General features: G+C 60.8%; 24 protein-coding genes. 9 read left to right on the top strand and 15 right to left on the bottom strand.

All coding sequences use genetic code 11. The features are described 5' to 3' along the window. Genes ACR0AZ_RS03305 through ACR0AZ_RS03325 form a run of 5 tightly spaced genes read left to right on the top strand, consistent with a single transcriptional unit; the run spans window position 1 to window position 6,226 of the window. The gene (locus ACR0AZ_RS03305; RefSeq protein WP_480469475.1) at window positions 1–633 is read left to right on the top strand and encodes a phage distal tail protein, Rcc01695 family; all 633 of its coding nucleotides are present in this window, start codon (window positions 1–3) and stop codon (window positions 631–633) included. Further along, window positions 633–1,517 (top strand): DUF2163 domain-containing protein, encoded by an 885-nt coding sequence (locus tag ACR0AZ_RS03310; protein WP_480666769.1) that lies wholly within the window; start codon window positions 633–635, stop codon window positions 1,515–1,517. Before ACR0AZ_RS03305 ends, ACR0AZ_RS03310 begins: the two co-directional genes overlap by 1 nt. Next, the gene (locus ACR0AZ_RS03315) at window positions 1,517–1,957 is read left to right on the top strand and encodes an NlpC/P60 family protein (RefSeq protein WP_480667135.1); all 441 of its coding nucleotides are present in this window, start codon (window positions 1,517–1,519) and stop codon (window positions 1,955–1,957) included. The genes ACR0AZ_RS03310 and ACR0AZ_RS03315 overlap by 1 nt, the downstream gene beginning before the upstream one ends. After that, window positions 1,957–5,922: a baseplate multidomain protein megatron gene (locus ACR0AZ_RS03320; protein WP_480666770.1), complete on the top strand. Its 3,966-nt coding sequence runs from the start codon at window positions 1,957–1,959 to the stop codon at window positions 5,920–5,922. Before ACR0AZ_RS03315 ends, ACR0AZ_RS03320 begins: the two co-directional genes overlap by 1 nt. 7 nt (window positions 5,923–5,929) lie before the next feature. Further along, window positions 5,930–6,226 carry a DUF7742 family protein gene (locus tag ACR0AZ_RS03325; RefSeq protein WP_480666771.1) on the top strand — a complete coding sequence of 99 codons (297 nt, stop codon included), beginning with the start codon at window positions 5,930–5,932 and terminating at the stop codon, window positions 6,224–6,226. Here the strand turns inward: ACR0AZ_RS03325 and ACR0AZ_RS03330 are convergent. Further along, complete coding sequence (locus ACR0AZ_RS03330; protein WP_480469479.1) at window positions 6,207–6,545, bottom strand: TraR/DksA family transcriptional regulator; 339 nt, start codon at window positions 6,543–6,545, stop codon at window positions 6,207–6,209. The genes ACR0AZ_RS03325 and ACR0AZ_RS03330 overlap by 20 nt on opposite strands. 84 nt (window positions 6,546–6,629) lie before the next feature. Here ACR0AZ_RS03330 and cysE point away from each other — a divergent pair, with 84 nt between their 5' ends. After that, window positions 6,630–7,439, top strand: coding sequence for a serine O-acetyltransferase (cysE, locus tag ACR0AZ_RS03335; RefSeq protein ID WP_480469480.1), 810 nt, complete (start codon window positions 6,630–6,632; stop codon window positions 7,437–7,439). Between the two features lie 3 nt (window positions 7,440–7,442). Here cysE and ACR0AZ_RS03340 read toward each other — a convergent pair whose 3' ends face one another. The 7 genes from ACR0AZ_RS03340 to ACR0AZ_RS03370 form a co-directional block, all read right to left on the bottom strand. Further along, complete coding sequence (locus tag ACR0AZ_RS03340) at window positions 7,443–7,685, bottom strand: hypothetical protein (RefSeq protein ID WP_480469481.1); 243 nt, start codon at window positions 7,683–7,685, stop codon at window positions 7,443–7,445. Window positions 7,686–7,833: 148 nt separating this feature from the next. Then, entirely contained in the window at window positions 7,834–9,132 is a 1,299-nt protein-coding gene (locus ACR0AZ_RS03345; protein ID WP_480666772.1) for a pyruvate dehydrogenase complex dihydrolipoamide acetyltransferase, read from the bottom strand. A 1-nt stretch (window position 9,133) separates the two neighbouring features. Beyond that, the gene (locus ACR0AZ_RS03350; RefSeq protein ID WP_480469483.1) at window positions 9,134–9,394 is read right to left on the bottom strand and encodes a hypothetical protein; all 261 of its coding nucleotides are present in this window, start codon (window positions 9,392–9,394) and stop codon (window positions 9,134–9,136) included. Next, complete coding sequence (locus ACR0AZ_RS03355) at window positions 9,394–10,764, bottom strand: pyruvate dehydrogenase complex E1 component subunit beta (RefSeq protein WP_480469484.1); 1,371 nt, start codon at window positions 10,762–10,764, stop codon at window positions 9,394–9,396. The genes ACR0AZ_RS03350 and ACR0AZ_RS03355 overlap by 1 nt, the downstream gene beginning before the upstream one ends. A gap of 14 nt (window positions 10,765–10,778) precedes the next feature. Next, window positions 10,779–11,768 (bottom strand): pyruvate dehydrogenase (acetyl-transferring) E1 component subunit alpha, encoded by a 990-nt coding sequence (pdhA, locus tag ACR0AZ_RS03360; protein WP_170585104.1) that lies wholly within the window; start codon window positions 11,766–11,768, stop codon window positions 10,779–10,781. Between the two features lie 172 nt (window positions 11,769–11,940). After that, window positions 11,941–12,240: an FtsB family cell division protein gene (locus ACR0AZ_RS03365; RefSeq protein WP_480469485.1), complete on the bottom strand. Its 300-nt coding sequence runs from the start codon at window positions 12,238–12,240 to the stop codon at window positions 11,941–11,943. A gap of 130 nt (window positions 12,241–12,370) precedes the next feature. Then, window positions 12,371–13,561, bottom strand: coding sequence for a phosphoglycerate kinase (locus ACR0AZ_RS03370; RefSeq protein ID WP_480666773.1), 1,191 nt, complete (start codon window positions 13,559–13,561; stop codon window positions 12,371–12,373). 136 nt (window positions 13,562–13,697) lie between these two features. Between ACR0AZ_RS03370 and ACR0AZ_RS03375 the strand changes: the two genes are divergently transcribed. Continuing rightward, window positions 13,698–14,204 carry a peptidylprolyl isomerase gene (locus ACR0AZ_RS03375; protein ID WP_480469487.1) on the top strand — a complete coding sequence of 169 codons (507 nt, stop codon included), beginning with the start codon at window positions 13,698–13,700 and terminating at the stop codon, window positions 14,202–14,204. Then, window positions 14,197–14,745, top strand: coding sequence for a peptidylprolyl isomerase (locus ACR0AZ_RS03380; RefSeq protein ID WP_480469488.1), 549 nt, complete (start codon window positions 14,197–14,199; stop codon window positions 14,743–14,745). Before ACR0AZ_RS03375 ends, ACR0AZ_RS03380 begins: the two co-directional genes overlap by 8 nt. Window positions 14,746–14,784: 39 nt before the next feature. On the opposite strand, the gene ACR0AZ_RS03385 is transcribed toward ACR0AZ_RS03380, so the two are convergent. The 7 genes from ACR0AZ_RS03385 to ACR0AZ_RS03415 all read right to left on the bottom strand — a co-directional run bounded on the left by ACR0AZ_RS03385 (window position 14,785) and on the right by ACR0AZ_RS03415 (window position 20,906). Further along, window positions 14,785–15,627, bottom strand: a complete 843-nt coding sequence (locus ACR0AZ_RS03385) for an alpha/beta fold hydrolase (RefSeq protein ID WP_480666775.1) — start codon at window positions 15,625–15,627, stop codon at window positions 14,785–14,787. Window positions 15,628–15,730: 103 nt separating this feature from the next. Continuing rightward, window positions 15,731–16,420, bottom strand: a complete 690-nt coding sequence (gene aqpZ / locus ACR0AZ_RS03390) for an aquaporin Z (RefSeq protein ID WP_480469490.1) — start codon at window positions 16,418–16,420, stop codon at window positions 15,731–15,733. 199 nt (window positions 16,421–16,619) lie between these two features. Then, the gene (locus ACR0AZ_RS03395; RefSeq protein WP_480469491.1) at window positions 16,620–17,351 is read right to left on the bottom strand and encodes an NAD-dependent epimerase/dehydratase family protein; all 732 of its coding nucleotides are present in this window, start codon (window positions 17,349–17,351) and stop codon (window positions 16,620–16,622) included. A 198-nt stretch (window positions 17,352–17,549) separates the two neighbouring features. Then, a complete protein-coding gene (locus tag ACR0AZ_RS03400) occupies window positions 17,550–18,050 on the bottom strand; it encodes a bactofilin family protein (protein ID WP_480469492.1) in 501 nt (166 codons plus the stop codon). Beyond that, window positions 18,040–19,365, bottom strand: a complete 1,326-nt coding sequence (locus tag ACR0AZ_RS03405) for a DUF5930 domain-containing protein (protein WP_480666776.1) — start codon at window positions 19,363–19,365, stop codon at window positions 18,040–18,042. Before ACR0AZ_RS03405 ends, ACR0AZ_RS03400 begins: the two co-directional genes overlap by 11 nt. 178 nt (window positions 19,366–19,543) lie before the next feature. Continuing rightward, window positions 19,544–20,362 (bottom strand): ferritin-like domain-containing protein, encoded by an 819-nt coding sequence (locus ACR0AZ_RS03410; protein ID WP_480471890.1) that lies wholly within the window; start codon window positions 20,360–20,362, stop codon window positions 19,544–19,546. An 82-nt stretch (window positions 20,363–20,444) separates the two neighbouring features. Beyond that, entirely contained in the window at window positions 20,445–20,906 is a 462-nt protein-coding gene (locus tag ACR0AZ_RS03415; RefSeq protein ID WP_480469494.1) for a peroxiredoxin, read from the bottom strand. Window positions 20,907–20,975: 69 nt separating this feature from the next. Between ACR0AZ_RS03415 and ACR0AZ_RS03420 the strand changes: the two genes are divergently transcribed. Next, window positions 20,976–24,359: a YhdP family protein gene (locus tag ACR0AZ_RS03420; protein WP_480666777.1), complete on the top strand. Its 3,384-nt coding sequence runs from the start codon at window positions 20,976–20,978 to the stop codon at window positions 24,357–24,359. The last annotated feature ends 10 nt before the right edge of the window (window positions 24,360–24,369 follow it).

Raw genomic sequence — 24,369 nt, forward strand, 5'->3', positions numbered from 1 at the left:
ATGAATTTCCATGAGGTGAGATTTCCCGCCAGCCTGAGCTTTGGCTCGGTCGGGGGACCGGAACGGCGCACCGATATCGTGACGTTGGCCAACGGGTTTGAGGAACGCAACACCCCCTGGGCGCATTCCCGCAGGCGCTATGACGCCGGGCTGGGGATGCGGTCGCTGGATGATATCGAGACTTTGATCTCGTTTTTTGAGGCGCGGCAGGGGCAGATGTTTGGGTTTCGTTGGAAGGACTGGTCGGATTTCAAATCGGGCGCGGCGACGGCTGAGGTCGACAAGGGCGATCAGGTCATTGCGCGCGGGGATGGCGAGACCACGGTGTTTCAGCTGATCAAGACCTACAGCTCGGGCGGGTTCAACTATGTTCGGCCAATCCTGAAGCCGGTGCTGGGGACCGTGAAGCTTGGGCTGGATCAGGACGCGCAGCGCGAAGGCGTGGATTTTGAGGTCGATCTGGCGACCGGGCGCGTGATGTTCTCAGCCCCGCCGCCTGAGCAGGTCGAGATTACAGCCGGGTTTGAGTTCGACGTTCCGGTACGGTTCGACACCGACAAGATCCAGACCAGCGTGGCCAGCTTTCAGGCCGGTGACGTCCCGAACGTACCGGTGGTCGAGGTGCGGGTCTGATGAGCGGGGACAAACAGGCGCTGCAGGCGCATTTGCAAAGCGGGCTGACCACCACCTGTCGTTGCTGGGCGATTACGCGCAGCGACGGGCAGGTCTATGGTTTCACGGATCACGATATGGAGTTGCGCTTTGACGGGCTGGGGTTCAAAGCCAGCACCGGTCTGACCGCTGCGGCGATCGAGCAGGCAACCGGCCTGTCGATCGATAATACCGAGGCGATGGGCGCGCTGTCTGATGCCTCGGTCCGGGAAGAGGATATCGAAGCGGGGCGCTTTGATGGGGCCGAAGTGCGGGCCTGGTTGGTCAATTGGGCTGATCCCCAGCAGCGGATGCTGCAGTTTCGCGGCTCGATTGGCGAATTGCGCCGCGCGGGCGGAGCGTTTCATGCGGAGTTGCGAGGGCTGACCGATCTGCTGAACCGGCCTTTGGGACGGATTTATCAGAAACCATGCACGGCGGTGCTGGGGGATCGCGCATGCCGTTTTGCTCTGGACACGCCGGGGTATCGCGCCGAGGCCGAAATTGTCTTGGTCGAGGGTACGGTTTTGCGTTTGCAGGGCGCGGAGGGTGCCGATGCGGGATGGTTTGAGCGGGGCAGGCTGGACGTGCTGGACGGTGCGGCGCAGGGTCTGTGGGCTTCGGTCAAACTGGACGAACAGGCCAGCGGCGGGCGCGTTGTTACGCTGTGGTCCGCGATTGGCGGCGGGCTGGTTGGCGGTGACCGCGTTCAACTGACTGCCGGTTGCGACAAGCGCATGAGCACCTGCCGCCTGAAGTTCGACAACATCCTGAATTTTCAGGGCTTCCCTGATCTTCCACATGAAGACTGGGTGATGGCCACACCGAAGAAAAGCGATCCAAACAGAGGGGGCAGCAGGCGGTGATCGGGGTTAAGCAAGATATTGTTGACGAGGCGCGGCGCTGGCTGGGCACGCCTTATGTGCATCAGGCCTCGGTCCGTGGAGCCGGGGCGGATTGTCTCGGCCTGCTGCGGGGCGTTTGGCGCGCCGTGAAGGGGCACGAGCCCGAGGCGGTGCCGGTCTATAGCATGGACTGGTCCGAGCCACAGGGCGAGGAGCGCATGTGGGCCGCTGCCCGCCGCCATCTGATCGAGAAATCGCCCGACGACATAGCCTCGGGCGATGTGTTGTTGTTTCGAATGCGCGACGCAGCGGTAGCCAAGCATCTGGGGATCGTCAGCGGGTCAGACCCGGTGCGTTTCATCCATGCCTATTCCGGGCATGGCGTGGTCGAAAACACTCTGAGCGAACCCTGGCGTCGCCGTGTCGTTGCCTGTTTCGCGTTCCCGCTGGAGGATCTCTGATGGCTACTATTCTTCTATCCGCCGCCGGTGCGGCGCTGGGCGGGTCGATTGGAGGGTCGGTTGCGGGTCTTTCGACGGCGATTATCGGTCGCGCGGTGGGTGCAACGCTGGGCCGGGTGATCGACAATCGTCTGATGGGGCAATCGGTCATGGGCGGCGGCAGCGAGGTGGTCGAGACCGGCCGTCTGGACCGCTTCCGCCTGACCGAAACCGGTGAGGGTGCGCCGGTGGCCACGGTGTTTGGCCGTATGCGTGTGGGCGGTCAGGTCATCTGGGCTTCGGACTTTCTGGAAACGCGCAGCACTTCGACCACGACCCAGTCCACCGGAGGCGGCAAGGGCAGCTCTCCGAAACCGGCTGAGGTGAAGACGACAACCCACAGCTATAGCTATTCCGTCTCGCTGGCGATTGCGGTCGGTGCGGGCGTGGTTGCCGACATCACGCGCGTGTGGGCGGATGGCGAAGAGGTTGAGCGCAGGTCACTGAACATGCGCATCTATCGCGGCGGTCCCGAGCAACTGCCCGACCCGTTGATCGAGGCCATTGAAGGCGCGGGTCAGGTGCCGGCATATCGCGGTACGGCTTATGTTGTGATCGAAGACCTACAGCTGGGTCCTTATGGCAATCGAGTGCCCCAGTTTTCGTTCGAGGTGGTCCGGCAGGAACAGGAGGGGATGCCCGATGCCGCGGATGCGCTGTCACGGATCGTGAAGGGCGTCGCGCTGATGCCGGGAACGGGCGAATATGCGCTGGCCTCATCTCAGGTGAACTACAGCAAGGGCAGGGGGCGCAGCTGGGCAGCGAATGTGAACTCGCCCTCGGGTCGATCCGATCTTGTGACTTCGATGCGGGCGCTGACCCGAGAATTACCGGGATGCGAGGCGGCCTCGTTGATCGTGTCGTGGTTTGGCGACGATCTGCGCTGCGGTGAGTGTCAGATTCGTCCTAAGGTCGAGCGCAAGAGCGTTGATGGCGAGAACATGCCTTGGAGCGTGTCCGGCGTTTCCCGCGCGGCGGCCAGTAAGGTCCGCTGGGTCGATGGGCGTCCGGTGTATGGCGGAACCCCAGCCGATGCAGCGGTGGTTCAGGCGATCAAACATCTGAAAAAGACCGGCAAGCGGGTCATGTTCTATCCGTTCATTCTGATGGAGCAGCTGCAGGGGAACGGTCTGCCCGACCCTTGGTCGGATGCAGGCGATCAGCCGCATCTGCCGTGGCGGGGCCGGATCACGTTGGACGTTGCTCCGGGGCGAGAGGGCTCGTCGGATCAGACTGCCGCAGCCGATGCGCAGGTGGCGGCGTTTTTTGGCACTGCAAGGGCCTCTCATTTCTCTACCGGCAGTGGCCGGGTCACCTATCGCGGCCCGCAGGAATGGGGGCTGCGGCGGTTCATTCTGCACTATGCGGCCCTGTGCAAAGCAGCCGGAGGTGTGGAGTCGTTCTGCATCGGCTCAGAGTTGCGCGGGTTGACGCAGATCCGTGGCGCTTCGGGCTTTGCCGCGGTTGCGCAGTTGCGGTCACTGGCTGCTGAAGTGCGCGAGATTCTGGGGTCGGGCACCAAGATCGGCTATGCCGCCGACTGGTCCGAATATTTTGGGTATCAGCCGCAGGATGGCAGCGGTGACCGGTATTTCCATCTGGATGCGCTGTGGGCTGACGACAACATCGAATTCGTGGGCATCGACAACTATATGCCTCTGTCCGACTGGCGCGAGGGCGAGGGTCATCTCGATGCCGGGGTCGGGTCGATCTATGATCTGGACTATCTGCGCGGCAATATCGAGGGCGGCGAAGGCTACGACTGGTACTATGCCTCGCCCGAAGCGGCAGATGCGCAGGTGCGGACGCCGATCACCGATGATGCTTATGGCGAGCCATGGGTCTGGCGTTACAAGGATTTGCGCAACTGGTGGGCCAACCGGCACCATGAACGCATCGGTGGGGTCCGGCAGGAGAACCCTACGGGCTGGGTGCCCGGGTCAAAGCCGATCTGGTTCACTGAATTGGGCTGTGCTGCCATCGACAAAGGCACCAATCAGCCGAACAAGTTTCTGGACCCGAAGTCTTCGGAATCGGAATTTCCGAAATATTCCAATGGTATGCGCGACGACTTTATGCTAGTTCAATATCTTCGTGCGATGCTGGGCTATTGGGGTGATCGGCAGATCAATCCGACGTCCGAGATCTATGGCGGCCCGATGGTGGATATGTCGAACGCCTATGTCTGGGCTTGGGATGCGCGGCCCTATCCGACCTTTCCGAACCTACGTTCGCAATGGACGGATGGCGACAACTATGCGCGTGGGCATTGGTTGAACGGGCGGTCCGGGTCGCGGACGCTGGCCTCGGTGGTGACCGAAATTTGCCATGGCGCGGGGGTGACGGATATCGATGTCTCGGCGCTTTATGGTATGGTGCGTGGCTACGCGGTCGAGGACGTGATGAACGCGCGTCAGGCGCTGCAGCCCCTGATGCTGCGCTATGGGTTCGACGCGATTGAGCGCGATGGCGTGCTGGTGTTCCGCACCCGTGACGGACGTCGGCCGCATGAGCTGGAGCCTGAGCAGATTGCTATCAGCTCGGACCTAGATGGGTCAGTCGAGTATCGACGCGAGGCCGAGGCTGAGATGACGGGCCGCGTGCGGCTGCGCTTTGTTCAGTCGGATGCCAATCACGATGTGGTTGCCGAGGAAGCGGTGCTGCCGGATGACAGCACCCATGCGGTGGCAGTGAATGAGATGCCCCTGTCGATGACCCGCGCCGAAGGGCGGCAGACGGTCGAGCGGTGGCTGAGCGAGTCGCGCATCTCGCGCGAGACGGCAAGATTCGCTTTGCCGCCGTCTCTGTTGCATGTGGGGGCGGGGGATGTGGTGCGTCTGCCTGGCCTCGGGCAGGGGGCGGGAGCGCTCTATCGCATCGACCGGCTGGAGCAGGCCGAGATGCAACTGGCTGATGCGGTGCGGATCGAACCGGGGGTTTATGCGCGCGCTGACATGCAGGATGACGGGGTGACGGCGAAACCGTATACGGCCCCGGTTCCGGTTCTGCCGGTGTTCATGGATTTGCCCTTGATCACCGGTTCAGAGGAACCTCACGCGCCTTATCTGGCGATCTCGGCTGATCCCTGGCCCGGCAGCGTGGCGATCTATTCCGCAGCGCAGGACGAGGATTATGCCCTGCAGGAGGTTATAGCCGGGCAGGCGGTCATCGGGTTTACGGAAACCCCGCTGCGGCGCACCAGTGCTGGCATCTGGGACGAGGGACCGGCGCTGCGAGTAAATCTGATCGACGGGTTGCTAGAATCGCGACCCCGGTCGGCTTTGCTGAGCGGGGCCAATCTGGCGGCGATCGGGGATGGCACTCCGGGCAATTGGGAGCTGTTCCAGTTCGCCGAGGCCAGCTTGCAGGAGACCGGCATCTACCATCTGTCTGGTCGTTTGCGTGGGCAACTGGGAACGGACGCGCTGATGCTGGATGTTTGGCCCGAGGGGTCAAGCTTTGTTCTGCTGGATCAGAGGGTTTACCAGACCAGCCTTTTGCGCACCGAACGGCGGGTGGCCAAGCATTATCGTATCGGTCCTGCAATGCGCGGGTACGAGGATCCGGCCTATGTGCATCTGGTCGAGGCCTTCGACGGCAATGGGCTGCGCCCTTACGCGCCAGCGCATCTGCGGCGGGCGCCGACTGACGCGGGGGACATGTTCACATGGGTGCGACGCACGCGGATTGACGGGGATGACTGGGATGGGCTTGAAGTTCCGCTGGGGGAAGAGGGTGAATCCTACCTGATCCGAATTATCGCTGACGGGGCGGTTTTGCGTGAGACGGTCGCAAGTGCGCCGAGCTGGGAATACTCGGCCGCGATGAAGGCCGAGGATGGCCTGAGCGGTGCGTATGAGATCACGGTTGCGCAGGTCTCGGCCACCTACGGGCCCGGAGCAGTTGCCCGCTTGATGGTTGTCTGACGCGCCCATGCGCCCCGTCTTACACGGAGATATCAGCGCGGCGGCGCGGGCTTTGCTGGCCGCGCCGCCGCCGGAACGTCGTCGATTATGCGTCCGGATGATCGCCGAAGCCGAACGCGCGGACAGGCATGTCCAAGCGACCGGACGGTTGCACCCGGTCTATGGCAACGGCGCGTTGATGAGCGCGGCACGCAGCCGGGCACTGGCGGATGAGCCGGGTTTTGACGATCTGCAATATTGCCAGTGTTTTGAAATGGTTCTGAGCGCCCTGATCCGGTTTCATATCAGCCGGAGGCGCAGCTGACGCATTTGGTGGCGGCCAGATCCAGCTCTAACCTGCCGCGCGGGATATCCTCACCGCAATCCTCGCAATAGCCGTATTCACCCTCGGCCATGCGATCCAGCGCGGCCTGAAGGCGCAGGGTTTCGGTATCCCTGCGCGCCTGCTGCGCCTTGGCCATGGCCTGATTCTGCAAGGCATCCATCCGGCTGAGCCGCCCAACTGCCTGCTGATCGAGCTCGACCACGGCCTGCGCCTCTTGCCCGCTTTCGGATTGGGTTTGCAGGGCAGTCAAGTTTTGGTGGATCAAGTCTTTGAAATACTTCAGATCGTCAGGGTTCATTTTTTGTTGTAGGGCACATCAAGGGTTTGCGTTTGGTGATTTTATCACTAGATGGCATTCTAGGCGGAGCAAAGGATCAAAGCCATGTTTGAAACGCGCAGCCAAGTCACCCCTGTCGATCCGGTTTGGGATCGTATCACATCCGAGGCCCAGGCGGCCGTGGAGAAAGAGCCGCTGATGGGCGGGCTGGTGCATGCCTGTGTTCTGCATCACCGCAGTCTTGAACGCGCATTGTCCTACCGTATCTCGGCCAAGCTGTGCTCGAACGAAATGTCGATGATGGTGCTGCGCGAGATCGTGGATGAGGCCTATGCCGACGACAAGGGGCTGATTGAAGCCGCGCGTGCTGACCTGATGGCGGTGTATGAGCGCGATCCGGCCTGCCACCGGTTGTTACAGCCGATCCTGTACTTCAAAGGCTATCAGGCCATGCAGGCCTATCGCGTGGCCCATTGGCTGTGGCGCAAGGGCCGCCATGATCTGGCCTATTTCTTCCAGATGCGCTCGTCCGAGATTTTCGGGATCGACATTCATCCTGCCGCCAGAATCGGCAAGGGGATCATGATCGACCACGCCCATTCCATCGTGATCGGCGAAACCGCCGTGGTGGGCGACAATGTCTCGATGCTGCATTCGGTGACGCTGGGCGGGACCGGTAAGGAAGAGGAGCAGCGCCACCCCACTATCGGCGACGGTGTTCTGATCGGAGCCGGGGCCAAGGTGCTGGGCAATATCGAGGTTGGTCATTGCAGCCGCATCGCGGCGGGTTCGGTGGTGCTGCAAGAAGTGCCGCCATGCAAGACCGTCGCTGGCATTCCCGCCAAGATCGTGGGTGAAGCAGGCTGCGAGCAGCCTTCGATCTCGATGGATCACATGCTGGGGAAAGACCAGTAAGGATCAGTTCGAGCGGTTGTTCTTTCGGTTCTGCCGCTCGCGCCGCCGCTCTTCACGCTTTTGTTTCCGCAATTCGATGCGCCTCTGACGCTCGGCTTTTTGCTGTGCGATCACGGCAGGGTCGGTGGAATTGAACTTGGAATTCTCACCCGGATAGCTGTTGGGCTTCGCGATTGCAGCCGCAGGGAGTGTAGTTGCGGTCACGGCAACCAGAAGCAGGGTTTTGGTCAGGTCAGAAATGCGCATGGTCCACCTTTGGATTGCAAAACTGTCTGCATGAAGGTGGGGAAATCGGGGGGCGTGAGCAACCGTCGGGCTGATCACGCTTTCTCACATCACAGCGGTGATCGCGAGAGGCCCCGCCGGGGTCTGAACCCCGGCAGCGGCGATTGTGTCAGGCCAGCATGACCATCGGGTTTTCCAGATTATCGACGATGGCTTGCAGCAACTGCGCGCCAAGAGCGCCGTCGATGACGCGGTGATCGACTGACATTGTAACGGACATGACAGTTGCAACCGTCAGCTCGCCATCATCACCTACAACCGGTTTCTTCAGACCAGTGCCTACGGCCAGAATACCTGCATGCGGCGGGTTCACGATAGCGTCGAAATTGTCGATGCCGAACATGCCGAGGTTCGAGACCGCGAAGGTGCCGCCCTGGTATTCATGCGGGGCCAGCTTGCGCTCGCGTGCGCGACCGGCGAGGTCCTTCATCTCGGTCGAGAGTGCCGAGAGTGATTTGGTGTCAGCGTCCTGCAGAACCGGTGTGAACAAGCCGCCTTCGATCGCAACGGCAACCGCTACGTCGGAAGGTTTAAGTTGCAGAACCCGGTCGCCCGCCCAGACAGCGTTGCATTCGGGAACCTGCTGCAACGCGTTGGCGACGGCCTTGATGATGAAATCGTTGACGCTGAGCTTCACGCCCCGGCCTTCGAGCTGCTTGTTCAACTGGCTGCGGAACTTGAGCAGCGCGTCCAGCTTGATATCGCGGCGCAGATAGAAATGCGGGATGGTCTGTTTGGCTTCGGACAGGCGTGCGGCGATGGTCTTGCGCATGCCGTCGAGTTTGACTTCCTCGTAATCGCGCCCTTCGTACATCTTGGCGACAGCATCCGCCGAAGGCCCTGCAGGCGCGGCGGCTGGGGCTGCTGCAGCTGCGGGCGCTGCTGCCGCAGCAGGCGCGGCAGTTGCGCTTTCGACATCCGCCTTGACGATACGTCCATGTGGGCCGGAGCCGGTAATCTGAGCCAGATCCAGACCCTTTTGCGAGGCAATCCGACGGGCCAGCGGGGAGGCGAAGATGCGACCACCATCGGCTTTGACCGGAGCTGCCGGAGCAGGGGCGGGCGCCTCGGGTGCCGCTGACGCGGCAGCCTCGTTGCCCGCTGCGGCTGCAGGTGCAGCCGCTGGAGCAGCGGCGGGTGCGGCCGCGATATCATCAGCGCTTTCACCATCTTCCAGCAGAACTGCGATGGCGGTGTTGACCTTGACGCCTTCGGTGCCCTCAGCGATCAGGATCTTGCCGATGGTGCCTTCGTCGACGGCCTCGAACTCCATCGTCGCCTTGTCGGTTTCGATTTCGGCCAGCAGGTCGCCCGAGGAGACAGTGTCGCCCTCTTTGACGAGCCATTTTGCAAGCGTGCCTTCCTCCATCGTTGGGGACAGGGCGGGCATCAGGATTTCGGTGGGCATCTCAGCGCTCCTCAATCAAAGTAATTTGGTCAAAAGGCGCCCTTGGGCGCCCGGTGCCGCGTGCGAGCGTCGCAATCGCAGCCTCGATTTTATCTTTGTTTTCAGCCATCCAGACATAGGCTGTCTGGTGCGAGGGGCGCGCGCCGATCAACCGCATATCCGCCGCCAGCCGTTCGGGCACAAGCGCCCGCACGGTCCGGTCATCGAGGTCAATCTCGACACGGTAGCATTCGGTTGCTGGATCGCGGCCCCTGATCTCCATTACCGGTAGGTCACCTGTTTCACCGCTGCGATCACCTCATCCGTGGTGATCAGCGCCAGCTTTTCGAGGTTCGCCGCATATGGCATCGGAACATCTTTACCGGTGAGGGTGATGACCGGTGCGTCGAGGTAATCGAACGCTTCCTGCATTACGACCGAACTGATGTAGCTGCCGACCGAACCTTGCGGCCAGCCTTCTTCGACGGTTACCAGACGGTTGGTTTTCATCACCGAGTTGATGATTGCGCCGGTGTCCATCGGGCGGATGGTGCGCAGGTCGATCACTTCGGCGCTGATGCCATCCTCGGCCAGTTTGTCGGCGGCTTCCAGTGCGTATTGCATGCCGATGCCAAAGCTGACGATGGTCACGTCAGAGCCTTCGCGCCAGATGCGCGCCTTGCCCAGCGGGATGGTCAGGTCATCCACCTGCGGTACGTCGAAGGACCGACCGTAGAGGATTTCGTTTTCCAGGAAGATCACCGGGTTGGGATCACGGATCGCCGATTTCAGCAGACCTTTGGCGTCGGCTGCCGAATAGGGCATGACGACTTTCAGACCGGGAATCTGCATGTACCACGCGGCGTAGTCCTGAGAGTGCTGCGCGGCCACGCGGGCGGCGGCACCGTTGGGGCCACGGAACACGATGGGACAACCCATCTGACCGCCGGACATATAGAGCGTCTTGGCAGCCGAGTTGATGATGTGGTCAATCGCCTGCATGGCGAAGTTGAAGGTCATGAATTCGACAATCGGTTTCAGGCCACCAAAGGCCGACCCGACCGCGATACCGGCAAAGCCATGCTCGGTGATCGGCGTGTCGATCACGCGTTTAGGGCCGAATTCGTCGAGCAGACCTTGCGAGATTTTATAAGCGCCCTGATACTCGGCGACTTCTTCACCCATCAGGTAGACGTCTCCGTCACCACGCATTTCCTCGGCCATCGCATCGCGAAGCGCTTCGCGGACGGTCTCGGTCTTCATTTCAGCGTCGGCCGGCCAATCGGGCGACAGGTCCACAACCGGAGCAGCAGGGGCTGCTGTCGGAGCGGGGGCCTCAACCGCCGCAGGGGCGGCTTCGGTCACCGCTGCGGCTGCGGGTGCAGCCGCGGGCAGGGCGGAGGCGTCTTCGCCTTCCTCTACAAGGATTGCGATGGGGGTGTTGACCTTGACCCCTTCGGTGCCCTCGCTGATCAGGATCTTACCGACGATGCCTTCATCGACGGCTTCGAACTCCATCGTCGCCTTGTCGGTTTCGATCTCGGCCATGATATCACCAGAGGATACGGTGTCGCCTTCCTTGACCAGCCATTTGGCCAGCGTACCCTCTTCCATCGTGGGCGAAAGGGCGGGCATGAGAATTTCGGTTGCCATGTCTATTCGTCCTCTCAGGCGTAGATATCGGTCCAGAGCTCGTCCAGTGACGGCTCGGGGCTTTCTTTCGAGAATTCGGCGGCCTGATTGACGATCTCCTTGATCTCTTTGTCGATCGCTTTCAGGTCATCCTCGGTCGCGTGTTTGCCGGTCAGCAGCAGCTCGCGCACATGTTCGATCGGGTCGCTTTGTTCGCGGACCTTCTGAACCTCTTCGCGGGTGCGGTACTTGGCCGGGTCGGACATCGAGTGGCCGCGGTAGCGGTAGGTCTTGACCTCAAGGATGTAGGGGCCTTTGCCCGCGCGGCAGTGGGCCACCGCTTTTTCGCCGGCGGCTTTGACCGCCAGCACGTCCATGCCGTTGACCATTTCACCGGGTATCCCAAAGGCCTGACCGCGGTGGTAGATGTCGGCGGAAGAAGTCGAGCGCGCCTGAGCGGTGCCCATGGCGTATTGGTTGTTCTCGATCACGAACACCACCGGCAGTTCCCACAAGGCCGCCATGTTGAAGGTCTCATAGACCTGACCCTGGTTGGCCGCGCCGTCCCCGAAATAGGTGAAGGTCACGCCGCCATTTTCTTTGTACTTGTCGGCGAAAGCCAGACCCGCACCCAGCGGCACCTGAGCACCGACAATACCGTGACCGCCGTAGAAATGCTTCTCTTTCGAGAACATGTGCATTGAGCCACCTTTGCCCTTGGACAGGCCGCCCTCGCGCCCGGTGAGTTCGGCCATCACGCCGCCGGGATCCATACCGCAGGCCAGCATGTGGCCGTGATCACGGTAGGATGTGATCCGCTTGTCGCCCTCTTTGGCGGCAGCCTCAAGGCCGACAACAACCGCTTCCTGACCGATATAGAGATGGCAGAAACCGCCGATCAGACCCATTCCGTAGAGTTGACCCGCTTTTTCCTCGAATCGGCGGATCAGCAGCATCTCGCGGTAATATGTGGTCAGTTCTTCCGCAGAAACATTTGGTTTCTTTGTGGTTTTTCGCGCAGCCATAGTGGCGATCTCCCCCTTTCGGCAAGATAGTTTAGCGTTAAACTATCTATTAAGGCATTTCTCCTCATCTGGCGAGGGTAAAAGTGACGCGGAGGCAAGCGCGCGAATTGCGGCTGACGGGAGCTTATTTAATGGGCGAGACGGTGCAGAGATTTTTCGACGAAAAATCTTGTCAGCGGATGACGATCTCATCCGCGCGGATCATACCAAGGACCGAGCGGGCCTGCTGATCCAACAGATCGAGATCCAGATAGGTGTCCGACAGGCGACGGGTCAGGTTTTCCATCCGGTCGATCTCGGCGTTCAGTTGGGCCAGATCGCGCGACAGGGCGTTGCGTTCCGCTGCAATCTCAACGCGACGAAACAAGCCATAATCCCCCTGCACTGCGGCAAAGGTGAAATATACGCCCAGCATGAAGGCAACCGAGAAGAAGATGAAAGCCCCCAGACCGGGCCGATGGGAACGGGTCACTGTGTTAACCGCCGTATAACAAACTGCCTCAGAAACGCACCCTTTGCGGATGTCTGAACGCACTATGTCACAGGTGATTCGCCTTGTGAATCCCCTGTGACGAAAAAGCTGAGGCCTGAGCTTTGGGCGCTTATTGATCCAGTGCTGCCACGCCCGGCAAGGTCTTGCCTTCCATCCATTCCAGGAAGGCGCCGCCAGCGGTGGAGATATACGAGAAATCGGTCGCCGCGCCGGAGGCGTTCAGCGCTGCGACCGTGTCGCCTCCGCCAGCGACCGAGGTCAGTTTACCGTCGCGGGTCAACGCTGCGGCTTTCAGGGCAGCGGCGTTGGTGGCCGCGTCGAACGGGGTGAGCTCGAACGCGCCAAGGGGGCCGTTCCAGATCAGGGTCTGGCTATTTTCCAACACTTCGGACACTGCGACGACGCTTTCGGGGCCTGCGTCCAGGATCATGGCGTTCGAGGGGCATTGATCAGCGGGCAGGACTTGATGCGGCGCGTTGGCCTCGAATGCCTCGGCCACGACGATGTCACGCGGCAACACAATGGTGCAGCCTGCGGTTTCGGCCTTGCTCAGGATTTCGGCGGCTGTATCGATCATCGTGTGTTCTGCAAGGGACTTGCCGACGTCGACGCCTTTGGCCACCAGGAAGGTATTCGCCATGCCACCGCCAATAACCAGGTAATCAACCTTCTCGATCAAGTTGCCCAGCAGGTCCAGTTTGGTCGACACTTTTGCGCCCCCGACAACTGCGGTGACAGGCCGCTTGGGCGCGCCCAGAGCGGCCTCAAGGGCGCTCAGCTCCTGTTGCATCAGGCGACCGGCGCAGGCGGGCAGCAGGCGGGCAAGCGCCTCGGTCGAGCTATGGGCGCGGTGCGCGGCTGAGAAGGCATCGTTGCAATAGATATCGCCCAGCTTCGCCATGCCTTCGGCCAGGGCGAAGCTGTTCTTAGTCTCTTCGGCATGGAAGCGAGTGTTTTCCAGCAGAAGAACTTCTCCGTCATCCAGTGATGCGGCAGCGGCTTCTGCTTCTGGCCCGACGCAATCATCGGCAAAACGAACCGGCGTGCCGAATGCGGCCTCAAGGGTGGGAACCAGTTGTTTCAAAGACATCTCGGCAACGCGTTCGCCCTTGGGGCGTCCGAAGTGCGCCAGCAGGATCGGCTTGCCACCTGCGGCGAGGATGTCGCGTACGGTGGGCACGATGCGCTGGATACGCGTGTCATCCGTGACTGCGCCATCTGCGACGGGAACATTGATATCCACGCGCACCAGAACCCGTTTGCCGTTCAGATCCATATCGTCCAGAGATTTCCAGCCCATCGCGCTTGTCCTTGCCCATTGCATCCAGTGTCAGGCGGTTCTTTTCCTGCATTTTGCCCTCAGGTCAATGCGTCACTTGGCATTCGTGCGCCCGCGTCATAGGTATTTGCGCAAGTTTCAAAGACAGGAGGGCCACATGGCCGAGATCAAAGACCCCGAAAACACAATCATCGTCGAGCTGAAAGACGGCAATGTCGTCATCGAGCTCTTGCCTGATGTGGCCCCTCAGCATTCGGCCCGCATGAAAGAGCTGGCCCGTGGTGGTGAATATGACAACGTTGCTTTCCACCGCGTGATCGACGGGTTCATGGCACAGACTGGCGACGTGCAGCATGGCGACATGGAAGACGGGTTCAACCTGCGCATGGCGGGCACCGGTGGTTCGTCTCTGCCCAACGTTCCGGCTGAGTTCTCGAAACTGCCCCATGATCGCGGAACGCTGGGCGCCGCGCGCTCGGCCAACCCGGATTCGGCCAACTCTCAGTTCTTCATTAACTTCAAGGACAATCACTTCCTGAACGGCCAGTACACCGTCTATGGCCGCGTCATCGAAGGGATGGAACATGTGGACGCCATCACCCGTGGCGAGCCGCCTGCAAGCCCTGACCGCATGATCAGCGTCAAGGTGGCCGCCGATGTATAAGCTAGCCGCCGCGTTTGCACTGCTGGCCAGCCCGGCGCTGGCCACCGGTCTTGAAATCGAAATCGAAGGTGAAGGGGCCAATGGCACCGTCACCGTTGATCTGTTCGAGGACCTGGCACCTAAACACGTTGAACAGATCACCGCCCTGGCTGCTGCCGGTCAGTATGATGGCGTGGTGTTTCACCGCGTGATCGACGGCTTCATGGCACAGACCGGCGATGTTGAGTTTGGCCGTATCGGTGGCGACATGCGTCGCGCGGGTACCGGCGGTTCGGATCGTCCCGATCTGCCTGCCGAGTTTTCGGACTACAACTATGATCGCGGCGTTGTCGGTATGGCGCGTGCGCAGGATCCCGATAGCGCGAACTCGCAATTCTTCATCATGTTCGAGCCTGGCCCGTTCCTGAACGGCCAGTATACGGTTGTCGGTCAGGTGACAGATGGCATGGATGTGGTTGATGCGATCAAGCGGGGCGATGGCCCGAATGGCGCTGTGATCGGTCAGCCTGATGCGATGAAAAAAGTCACCGTTACGGAATAAGAAGTAAGCCCGGCGCTGGTTGCGGCGCCGGGCTTTGGACTATTGATCAATAAAGTCCCGGATTGCCTTGGTATATCCCTCCGCGTCCTGAAAAGACGCAAAATGACTCACATCTTCCAGAATCAGAAGATCGGCACCGGGGATGGCCTCGGAGATAGCCTTTGAATGTTCGGTCAGGATCGCTTCGTCATGTGCGCTTTGCACGACCAGCGTGGGGACCGTAACCGATGCCAACCCTTCAAGGCCGCCGGGCTTTTCCGTCGCCCACATGGCCGCGACTCCACCCAGAAACGCTTCGAACCCATCCGGGGTAGGTGACATCTGGGCATAATCCTCTGCCATCATGCCGACATAGGTGCCGAAAACTGCGTTGGTTTCGACCGACGGGTCGATACCGTCCAGCGTGACGTTGCCCGCATGGGCGAAGTGGCTGGCCAACCGATCCGGTGCGGTGGTCGAAATCGCATAGCCGATATTGGCGCCGTCCGACCAGCCGACCAGATGGACCTGATCGATGTCTAAGTGATCCAGCAGAGCCAGATAATCCCGCGCCAGAAGATCATAGGCATAGGTGCTGCCGTCGTTGGTCGAGCGTCCGTGCCCGCGTGTATCCGCAACGATGACAGAGTGATCCTGCGCGAGGTCCGCCACCTGCGCTGCCCAGATATCCCCATGCGCGAGGCCGCCATGGATCATCAGGATGGGGATGCCGTCGCTCTCTCCATAGGTGGCGTAATACATGTCGATGCCGTTAACCTCGGCGGTGCCGGAGGTTGCGGCTTTGGGCATGGCCGGGGCCTGCGGAATGGTCAACCATTGCTCGTTGGCCCAGCTGGCAGAGGCCAAGCAGCCCAGAAACGCCGTTGTGATGAGCTTGTTCATTGCGTCCTCCCAAATCTATGGCGCGACGCTGGATACCGCCGCCCTGTCGCGCGATGGTATCGCGATTTTCAGGGCGGCGGGTAGAATTTATCTGACGTCCAAGTCAGTCGTCGGTTGTCATAACCTTCCAGATCAGCGCGCCAATCGCGCCACCGATCAATGGTGCCACCCAGAACAGCCAAAGCTGCGCCAGCGCCGGACCATCGGCAAACAGCGCCACGCCGGTTGAGCGGGCGGGGTTTACAGATGTGTTGGTCACCGGGATCGAGATCAGGTGGATCAGTGTCAGCCCCAATCCGATTGCTATCGGGGCGAATCCGGCGGGGGCTCCGCTGGAGGTCGCGCCCAGGATGATCACGATGAAAAACGCCGTGAGGACGATTTCGATCACCAGGGCAGACATCATCGAATACCCTTCTGGTGACGCCTCGCCATATCCGTTGGAGGCAAAGCCGCCCACACCCTCAAACCCCGGCGCGCCACTGACGATCAGATAGAGAACGGCTGCCGCAACGATGGCGCCGATTACCTGAGCGATCCAATAGGGGATCAGATCCTTGGCGTCGAACCGCCCGCCGATCATCAGCCCGAGGCTGACCGCCGGGTTGAAGTGCCCGCCCGAGATATGACCGACAGCGTAGGCCATGGTCAGTACGGTCAGGCCAAAGGCGAAGGATACGCCCAGCCAGCCGATGCCCACATCGGCCACACCCGCGGCCAGCACCGCGCTGCCGCAACCGCCCAGCACCAGCCAGAACGTGCCGAAGAATTCGGCCATGAGTTTTGATGACATGGAATCTCCTCCGAAAAACAATGGCTTTAAGGGTAATTCAAAAAATACTTTTTGTGAAATTGTGAATGGTCGGGGAATTCCGGCTAAGATACGTCAGATTGGAGGCGTTGTTGCGGAGCTTGGTTCCGTGTCCGGTTGATCAAGAATGTTTGTTCTGCGTCCTCTTCGACCGGTTCTGCATCGCGACCGAACGTCGATATTAGGCAGAGGGTATCGGGAAGGTCGAAAATGCGTCATCCTGTGGCGCGTATCCCAGAACTTTGCAGGTTTCGGTCAAATCTAGCCGTTTGAAACGATTGTTTGAGATTCCGTGTGCAATGAAACTCCCGTTAATCTCAGCTAGAATTGCTCGATCAATCAGGTGAGTTGCATCACGATGGCTAAGCCAAGCGCTGAGATCGCGCTTGGTTTCAAGCGGCGGGCCGTCAGCAGGCTCGAACGCCCCTATTCGCAAGGAAACGCAGGACATACCGAAGCGCGTTGCGTAGAGTGAACACAGAGCTTCCCCATAACACTTGGAGACACCGTAGAGATTGGCCGGAGCGACGGCCATCCCCGGCACAATCTGTCGGTCTACAGGGTATCCTTCGATAGTTTGCGCGCTGCTGGCATAGACGAAGCGACTGACCTCTGCCTTACGAGCGGATTCAATCAAATAGGTTGTCGCCAAGATATTGGCGGGCAGCACATCGTCAAATTCAGCGTCTGGATCTGGCACGCCAGCAAGATGCACAACCGCGTCCACGCCCTGGCACAATGCGTCAGCGGCATTTACATCAGAAAGATCAGATTGCACAAAGCGATGCGGACCCGGGACCGGTTGCGTAGGCTCCTTCATATCAGTCAGCACAAACTCATAGCGCTCCTGATACGCGGTAAAGAATGCCTGGCCGATCCGACCGGATGATCCAGTAACCAAAACCTTCCGCATTGTTTGTTCCCTCTAGCTTTACGAAACGGCTGCTAGTCCTAAAGAAGTCGCTGGCCAAAGGAAAGTGGACTTTCAGTAGAGCGGCCTCTTCGTCCACATTACGGTCATTGCCAAGCTTAGGCGAACAACTCCAAAACAAAAAACGCCGCAGGTGGTCCTGCGGCGCCAATTGATTTTGCTACTTCGTTGACCGGAGCGTTACTGCTTCACTTCCGCCGCCGGGTTGGCACCGGATTTGCCACTGCGGCCCGGATTCAGCGGGTCGTCCTGACGCTGTACAGAACCTTCGAAATGTGCGCCGCTTTCGATGGCGATGGTCTTGTGGATGATGTCGCCTTCGACACGCGCGGTCGAGGTCAGACGGACCTTCAGGCCGCGCACACGGCCCACGATACGGCCATTGACCACGACGTCATCTGCGGTGACTTCGCCCTTGATGGTCGCAGTTTCGCCGATGGTCAGCAGGTGGGCGCGGATGTCGCCTTCGACAGTGCCCTCAACCTGGATATCGCCCGAGGTCTTCAGGTTGCCGGTGATGTGCAGATCCGACGACAGGACCGATGCAGGTGGCTTGGCCTTGGGCGGAGTGCTGGCCTTGGTTTCAGCCGGTGCGGGCGCCGCCGGAGTGGCCGGTGCGGCCGGTTTTGCTGCCTCAGTCTCTTTCGATCCGGGCTCGTTGATTTTGCTCTTAGAAAACATTTCTCGCAGCCTTGATGTAAGTCATTGGGTTTACAGGTTTTCCGTTCACGCGCACCTCATAGTGCAAATGCGTGCCGGTCGACCGTCCGGTGCTACCCATATCAGCAATATGATCCCCGCGCGAGACCCTTTGACCAACCTTTACGCGTAACTTGGTGTTATGAGCGTAAAGTGTCTCAATCCCGAACGCGTGCCTGATCTTGACCAGCCGTCCAAAGCCCGATTGCCAGCCCGCATGGGTGACGACTCCGTCAGCGGTTGCGAAGATATCAGTGCCCTGCGGACCCGCGAAATCTGCTCCGTTATGCATACGGCGTCCACCGGTCTTGGGGTCGCGACGGGTGCCGTAGCCGCTGGTGAAGCGAACTGCGGCGCGCACCGGGCTGGCGAAGGGGGCCTTTTCGGCAGCGATGCGATAGAGGTTCAGCTGGTCCATCTGTTCCAGCAGGATATTGGCGCGGATCTGGTCAGGGGTCAGTTCCTCACCGCGTGTGCTCAGGGATAAAGGGGTCAGCGGACCGCCCATACCGCTATATCCGCGCCGAACCTCTTCGAGGATACGATCTGTTGGCATGCCTGCGCTGCGGAACATCTTGTCCAGCGGTTCGACCGAGATCAACATGGCCTCTTCCAACTGGCGGAAGATCTCATCGCTGCGTTCCTGCATGAGGCGAATTTCAAGCTCAAGCTCATCCTTTTGATCCAGAGCTCCCTGTGCGTCGGCAGCGATCTGGTCGCGTTGCGCCGCAGTGCGCGCCAATGCGTCGGTCATGAATGCCATCTGCGCCGGATTGGCCGAAGCCATCACATAAGCTGCATCTCCTTTGGCGCTTTGTTGCAGGTCGGCCAGCTCAATGCGGGCCTCTTCACGCTGCTTCATGGTGGCGCGCAGGGTGGTCTGGATAACCTCGATTCCCGTTTCCAACTCGCGACGGCGATTTTCCGATTCCAGCAGTTCGGATTGCATGGCCGAGACCTGCTCAAGCGCTGCATTGAAACGCTCATGGGCGGCCAGAGCCTCTGCTGCGCGGGCGTCCCGTTCCGATGACAGGATGTTCAGGCGTTCCTGATATGTGGCCTGATCGCGTTTGGCCTGCTCGCGGAAATTGCCCGATCCGATGCTGTCCATCAGCAGGATCGAGGTGGCAATCGCGGTCCAGGCGACCATGATGCCGACCCCTGTCACGGCCGCGATCTGAGTCTCAGAGCTCAGCCGAATGAACCGTGTGTCATTGTCGGATTTCAGAAATACCCGGCGTTCAGGAAAGTGCCGCTCGAGCAGTGAGTGTAGTTTGATTGCCAGACGTGTCCGCACGCGTCCTACCTCAGTTGTCCCCATATCCCGGAGCCGATCGTGAGTAAGTAGCCGCTCCTTGGGGCGATTGCATAATGCGGACGGATCATTCGGGCAAGTTTGTTAACCAATTCACAGCCCGAACCGGGGGTTTCCCGCAGGCGATCGGCGGGAATTTGCCTAGACCGGGCGTTTGCGGTCAGTCTGCCACACCTCCGGGCGGTGGCAGATCTTCAGTCAGAGGCCAATAGAAATCGGGTGGCAGGCCGGCCTCGGCGCGTTTCTCTTCGTTGAAGGGAGGCTTCAGTGCGCCGTGGAAATAGCGGCGGACGAGGTCGTGAAATACATCTTTGGGATCGGCGTTTTCACGTCCGCACAGGAAGTGGAACCATTTCGAGCCATAGGCGACGTGGCCGACCTCTTCGGCATAGATCACTTCGAGCGCGGCGACAGCGTCATCAGCTTTGGCTTTGCGGAAGATGTCGATCATGCCCGGGGTTACGTCCAGCCCGCGCGCCTCGAGCACCATGGGAACCACGGCGAGGCGGCCCATCAGATCGTGGGCGGTGTCTTCGGCGGCGCGCCACATGCCCGCATGGGCGGGCAGGGCGCCGTAGTGGCTGTCCATCTGCTCAAGGCAATCGCAGACCATCTCGAAGTGGCGCGATTCTTCTTCGGCGCATTTTACCCAGTCGTCGTAGAAACCGATGGGCATCGGGACATGGCCGAACCGGGCGATGATGTCCCAATGCAGGTCCACCGCGTTCAACTCAATATGCGCGACGGCGTGCAACAGCGCGATCCGTCCTGCCTCGGACCCCGGTCTGCGGCGCGGCACATCGCGGGGTGACAGGAGTTCGGGCTTATCCGGACGCGCGGGCGACAAGGGCGGTTCTGCCGTGCCGATCTCGATTCCCGGCGTTTCGCCGTTGCGGGCGGCAAACCACGCGGCGGCATGGCGTTTGGACAATGCGGTCTTTGCGCGCCCGTCTGCTGTGGTCAGAACCTCGGTCGCCATTTCGGTCAGTGTTTTCGCCACGGTCGCCCCCTGCGCTGCATCGCGCGGGGCATACCCCGTATGTCCGCGCGGGTCGAGAGGGTCAGAGCGCCTGCACAGCCTCCAGCACTTCGTCGACATGGCCGGGCACTTTCACCTTGCGCCAGACGCGCGCGATCTTGCCTTCGGCATCGATCAGAAAGGTCGAGCGTTCGATGCCCATGGATTTCCGGCCGTACATGTTCTTTTCGACCCAGACGCCATAATCCTCGCACACGGTCTGGCCTTCGTCAGACAATAGCGGCGTCGTCAGCCCGTGTTTGGCGACAAACTTGTCATGCTTGGCGACGGTATCACGCGAGATACCGAAAACGTTAGCGCCTGCGTCACTAAATGCTTGAAGCTGTTCCGAGAAACCGATGGATTCCTTGGTGCAGCCCGGCGTATCATCGCGGGGGTAGAAAAACAGAACGACGGCGCGGCCACGCTGTTCCGACAGGGTCACTTCTCCGCCGCCGTCGCGAGGCAGCGTAAAGTCTGGGGCGATGTCTGAAACGTCGGGCATATGAAAACTCCGGCTGAGAAAATTAACGGTTGGCTCATATCATAGGGCGCCGCGAGCAGGTTGAAAGGCGTGGAACGCAAATTGGTCCAGCAAGATCAGCAGGATGAGACTGAGAGCGGCAAGAAGCCGCGTCGCCGGTCGCGTCGGCGGACGGCTGGCCTGTGGGCTATGCGCGGCGTCTTTGTTCTGGTGTTTCTGGGGCTGGTGACCGGATTCATGGTGGTCGGGCAGCGGATGCATGCTCCGGCCTGGGTGCGCGACCGCGTCGAAGCACGGCTGGACAAGGCATTGGGCGGCGTGCAGGTCCGGTTCGGCGACGTAAGTTTCATCATTCATGAGGGGTGGCGGCCGCGTCTGCGCCTGACGGATGTGCGCATCAGTGATGCGGCCGGGCAACAGATAGCCGAGGTGTCGGACCTACGCGCCAGCCTAGCGATGCGGCCTTTGTTGCGGGGCCATGTTCGGCCCAAGCGGATCATCCTGCAGGGCGCGCAGATTGCACTGACACGAGGCGAAGATGGTGCGCTATCTCTGACCGTGGGCACCGGCAGCGCGCCGGTTGGCGAGGCGCCGAACCTTGCGCAGTTGATCGAGGCCTCGGATGAGGTGTTTCGATCCCCCGCGCTGTCGGCGCTGACCTCGGTTCGGCTGGATTCGATCACTCTGGACTATCGTGACCTGCGGCTGGGTCGCTCGTGGGTGCTGGATGGCGGCCATATTCAAGCCACCCGCAGTGCGCGCGAGGTACGGCTCGCCACCGGTTTCTCGGTACTGGCCGGGCGCGATTATGTCAGCGGGATTGAGGCGAACTATACTAGTTCACTGGACAGTGCAGCGGCGCAGTTCGGTATCTCGATCACCGATCTGCCTGCCGAAGATATTGCCGGACACAGCCCCGCGCTGGCCTGGATGCAGGTGTTGCGCACGCCGATCTCGGGCGCCTTACGCGGGAGTGTCGATGCCGATGGCGCGCTCGGGCCGGTCTTTGCCACACTGAATCTTGGAGAAGGGGCGGTGCAGCCAACGCCCGAGACCCGCCCGGTCCGGTTCGATTCGGCGCGTACCTATTTCACCTATAACCCGCAGCAGGAAGTGCTGGACTTCAACGAAATCTCCATCCACTCCGCCTGGGGCGAAGTCCATGCCGAGGGTAAGGCGTTTCTTGAAGGGGTCGAGGCCGGGCGTCTCGACAGTATGGCCGGGCAGTTCCGGCTGAGCGGGATCGAGGTCAACCCGGCAAACCTGTTCCCCGAAGCGCTGAACCTAAAGCGCGCGGATGTTGATTTTCAGATGAAACTTGCGCCCTTCCGGATGCGCGTGGGGCAGATGACGGTCGAGGATGGCGCGCATCGTCTGCGGCTCAACGGTGCGCTGGCCGGGTTGTCCGACGGATGGTTGGCCGAGGTTGACGCGCAAATCGACCAGATGAACTCGGACCAGTTGCTGAACTATTGGCCCGAGCGTCTGGCCCCCAAGCCGCGCCTTTGGGTGACCGAAAACCTGCATTACGGAGAAATGTCGGATCTTGACTTCGCCTTGCGCCTGCGCCCCGGCGAAAAGCCTGACATCTACGCGGATTTCGAGTTTGAAAACACCAGTCTGAGATTTGCGAAAACGCTGCCCCCGGTACAAGACGCGCAAGGACAGGCCAGCCTGTTGAATCGGCGGTTTACCGTGACCGCGCAAAAAGGTGTGGTGGTTGCCGATCAAGGGGGGCAGGTAGATGCCGCTGGCACCTCTTTCATCATTCCCGATACCGGCATTAGGAAATCGACCCCGGGTATCGCGCGGATACAGGCGCGTGGCAGCGTCACGGCGGCACTGTCTTTGCTGGACCGCCCTCCGTTGTCGCTGCTGACCAAGGCCAATCTGCCAGTCGATCTTGCCGATGGACAGGTCAGTCTTGACGGCACGCTGTCTCTGCCGCTGATCAAGGGGCTGACGTTGGAGGATACGCGGTTTCATTTCGACGGCACTCTGGCGGATCTCGACAGTGATAAACTTGTGCCGGGGTTCGAGGTCAGTGCGGATCGGTTGAACCTGTCCGGAGATCAGACCGGGGTCTTGATTGACGGACAGGGTCTCTTTGGTGTGGTGCCGGTCACGGCCCTTTGGCAGCAACCTATCGGAGGGGATAAGGCGCAGCGCAGCACGCTGAGCGGGCAGATCGAGCTTTCGCCTCGTCTGATGGATCAGATCAACGCCGGTTTGCCGCGCGGCATGCTGACGGGGCAGGGGGTGGCGGATTTCTCGTTGGGCATAGGGGCAGGCGATCCTCTCAAACTAACGGCGCAATCCGATCTGGTGGGTGTCACACTTGCGATCCCCGAACTTGGCTGGCGCAAGGCGGCGGCGACCAGCGGCTCTTTGACAGCCGAGGCAACGCTGGGCGCAAATCTGAGTGTCGATTCCCTGCGGATCAATGCCGCTGGGTTGCGAAGCGCGGCCTCGATTTCATTCCATGATGGGGCTTTTGATCGGGTCCGGTTCAGTTCGTTCGAGATCGGAGATTGGCTGGCCGTTCCTGCCGAGCTGATCGGACGTGGGGCCGCGCTGCCTGATATTCGGGTCCTGGGGGGCGTGCTGAATCTGGGCAAATCGACCTTGGGCGAAGGCGGCGGCGAGGGGGGCGCTGGCGGGCCGGGGCCGAAGATGGATGTCACGCTGGACAGGTTGCAGGTAACCGAAACGGTTGCACTGACAGGGTTGACCGGTTCGTTCCAGACCACCGGAGGGCTGACCGGTGCCTTTGCCGCGCAAGTGAATGGTGGTGCGCCGATCAGGGGGCAGGTGTCTCCGCGTGGCGGTCGCAGTGCAGTTAGCCTGACCTCTGAGGATGCAGGTGCCGTGATGCGGTCCGCGGGTCTTATCACTCAGGCGCGCGGCGGCAACCTGCAGGTGCAGCTCGACCCGATTGCCGAGCCCGGAAACTATGATGTGGACCTGCGAATCGAGAATACGCGGATCAAGGATGCCCCTGCGATGGCGGCCCTGCTGAATGCGATCAGCCTGGTTGGCTTGCTGGACGAAATGGCGGGACAAGGGATCTTCTTTTCCGCGATCGAAAGCACGATGCGCCTCACGCCGACCGAGGTGAAGGTTTTAAGTGGCAGTGCCGTCGGTCCGTCGATGGGCCTGTCCTTCGATGGCACCGTCGACACTGTCGCCGGGAGGCTGAACCTGCGCGGTGCGATTTCTCCGATATATCTGTTGAACGCGATTGGAAGTGTTTTGACCCGGAAAGGGGAGGGTGTGTTTGCGTTCAACTACACACTGACCGGGCCGCTGGTCAATCCGAAGGTGTCGGTGAACCCGTTGTCAGGCCTTGCCCCGCTGTTTCTGCGCAACCTATTGCGGCAGCCGGCGCCAACCGTCTCGGATGGTCCGAACGCAACGCCCGACCGATCCGAGCGCCCGCATCCCGCCTTCCAGTCGCGCGGGGAAGATCGCTGATCTCAGCAGT

The sequence above is a fragment of the Ruegeria sp. BE3 genome (genome assembly GCF_056538865.1).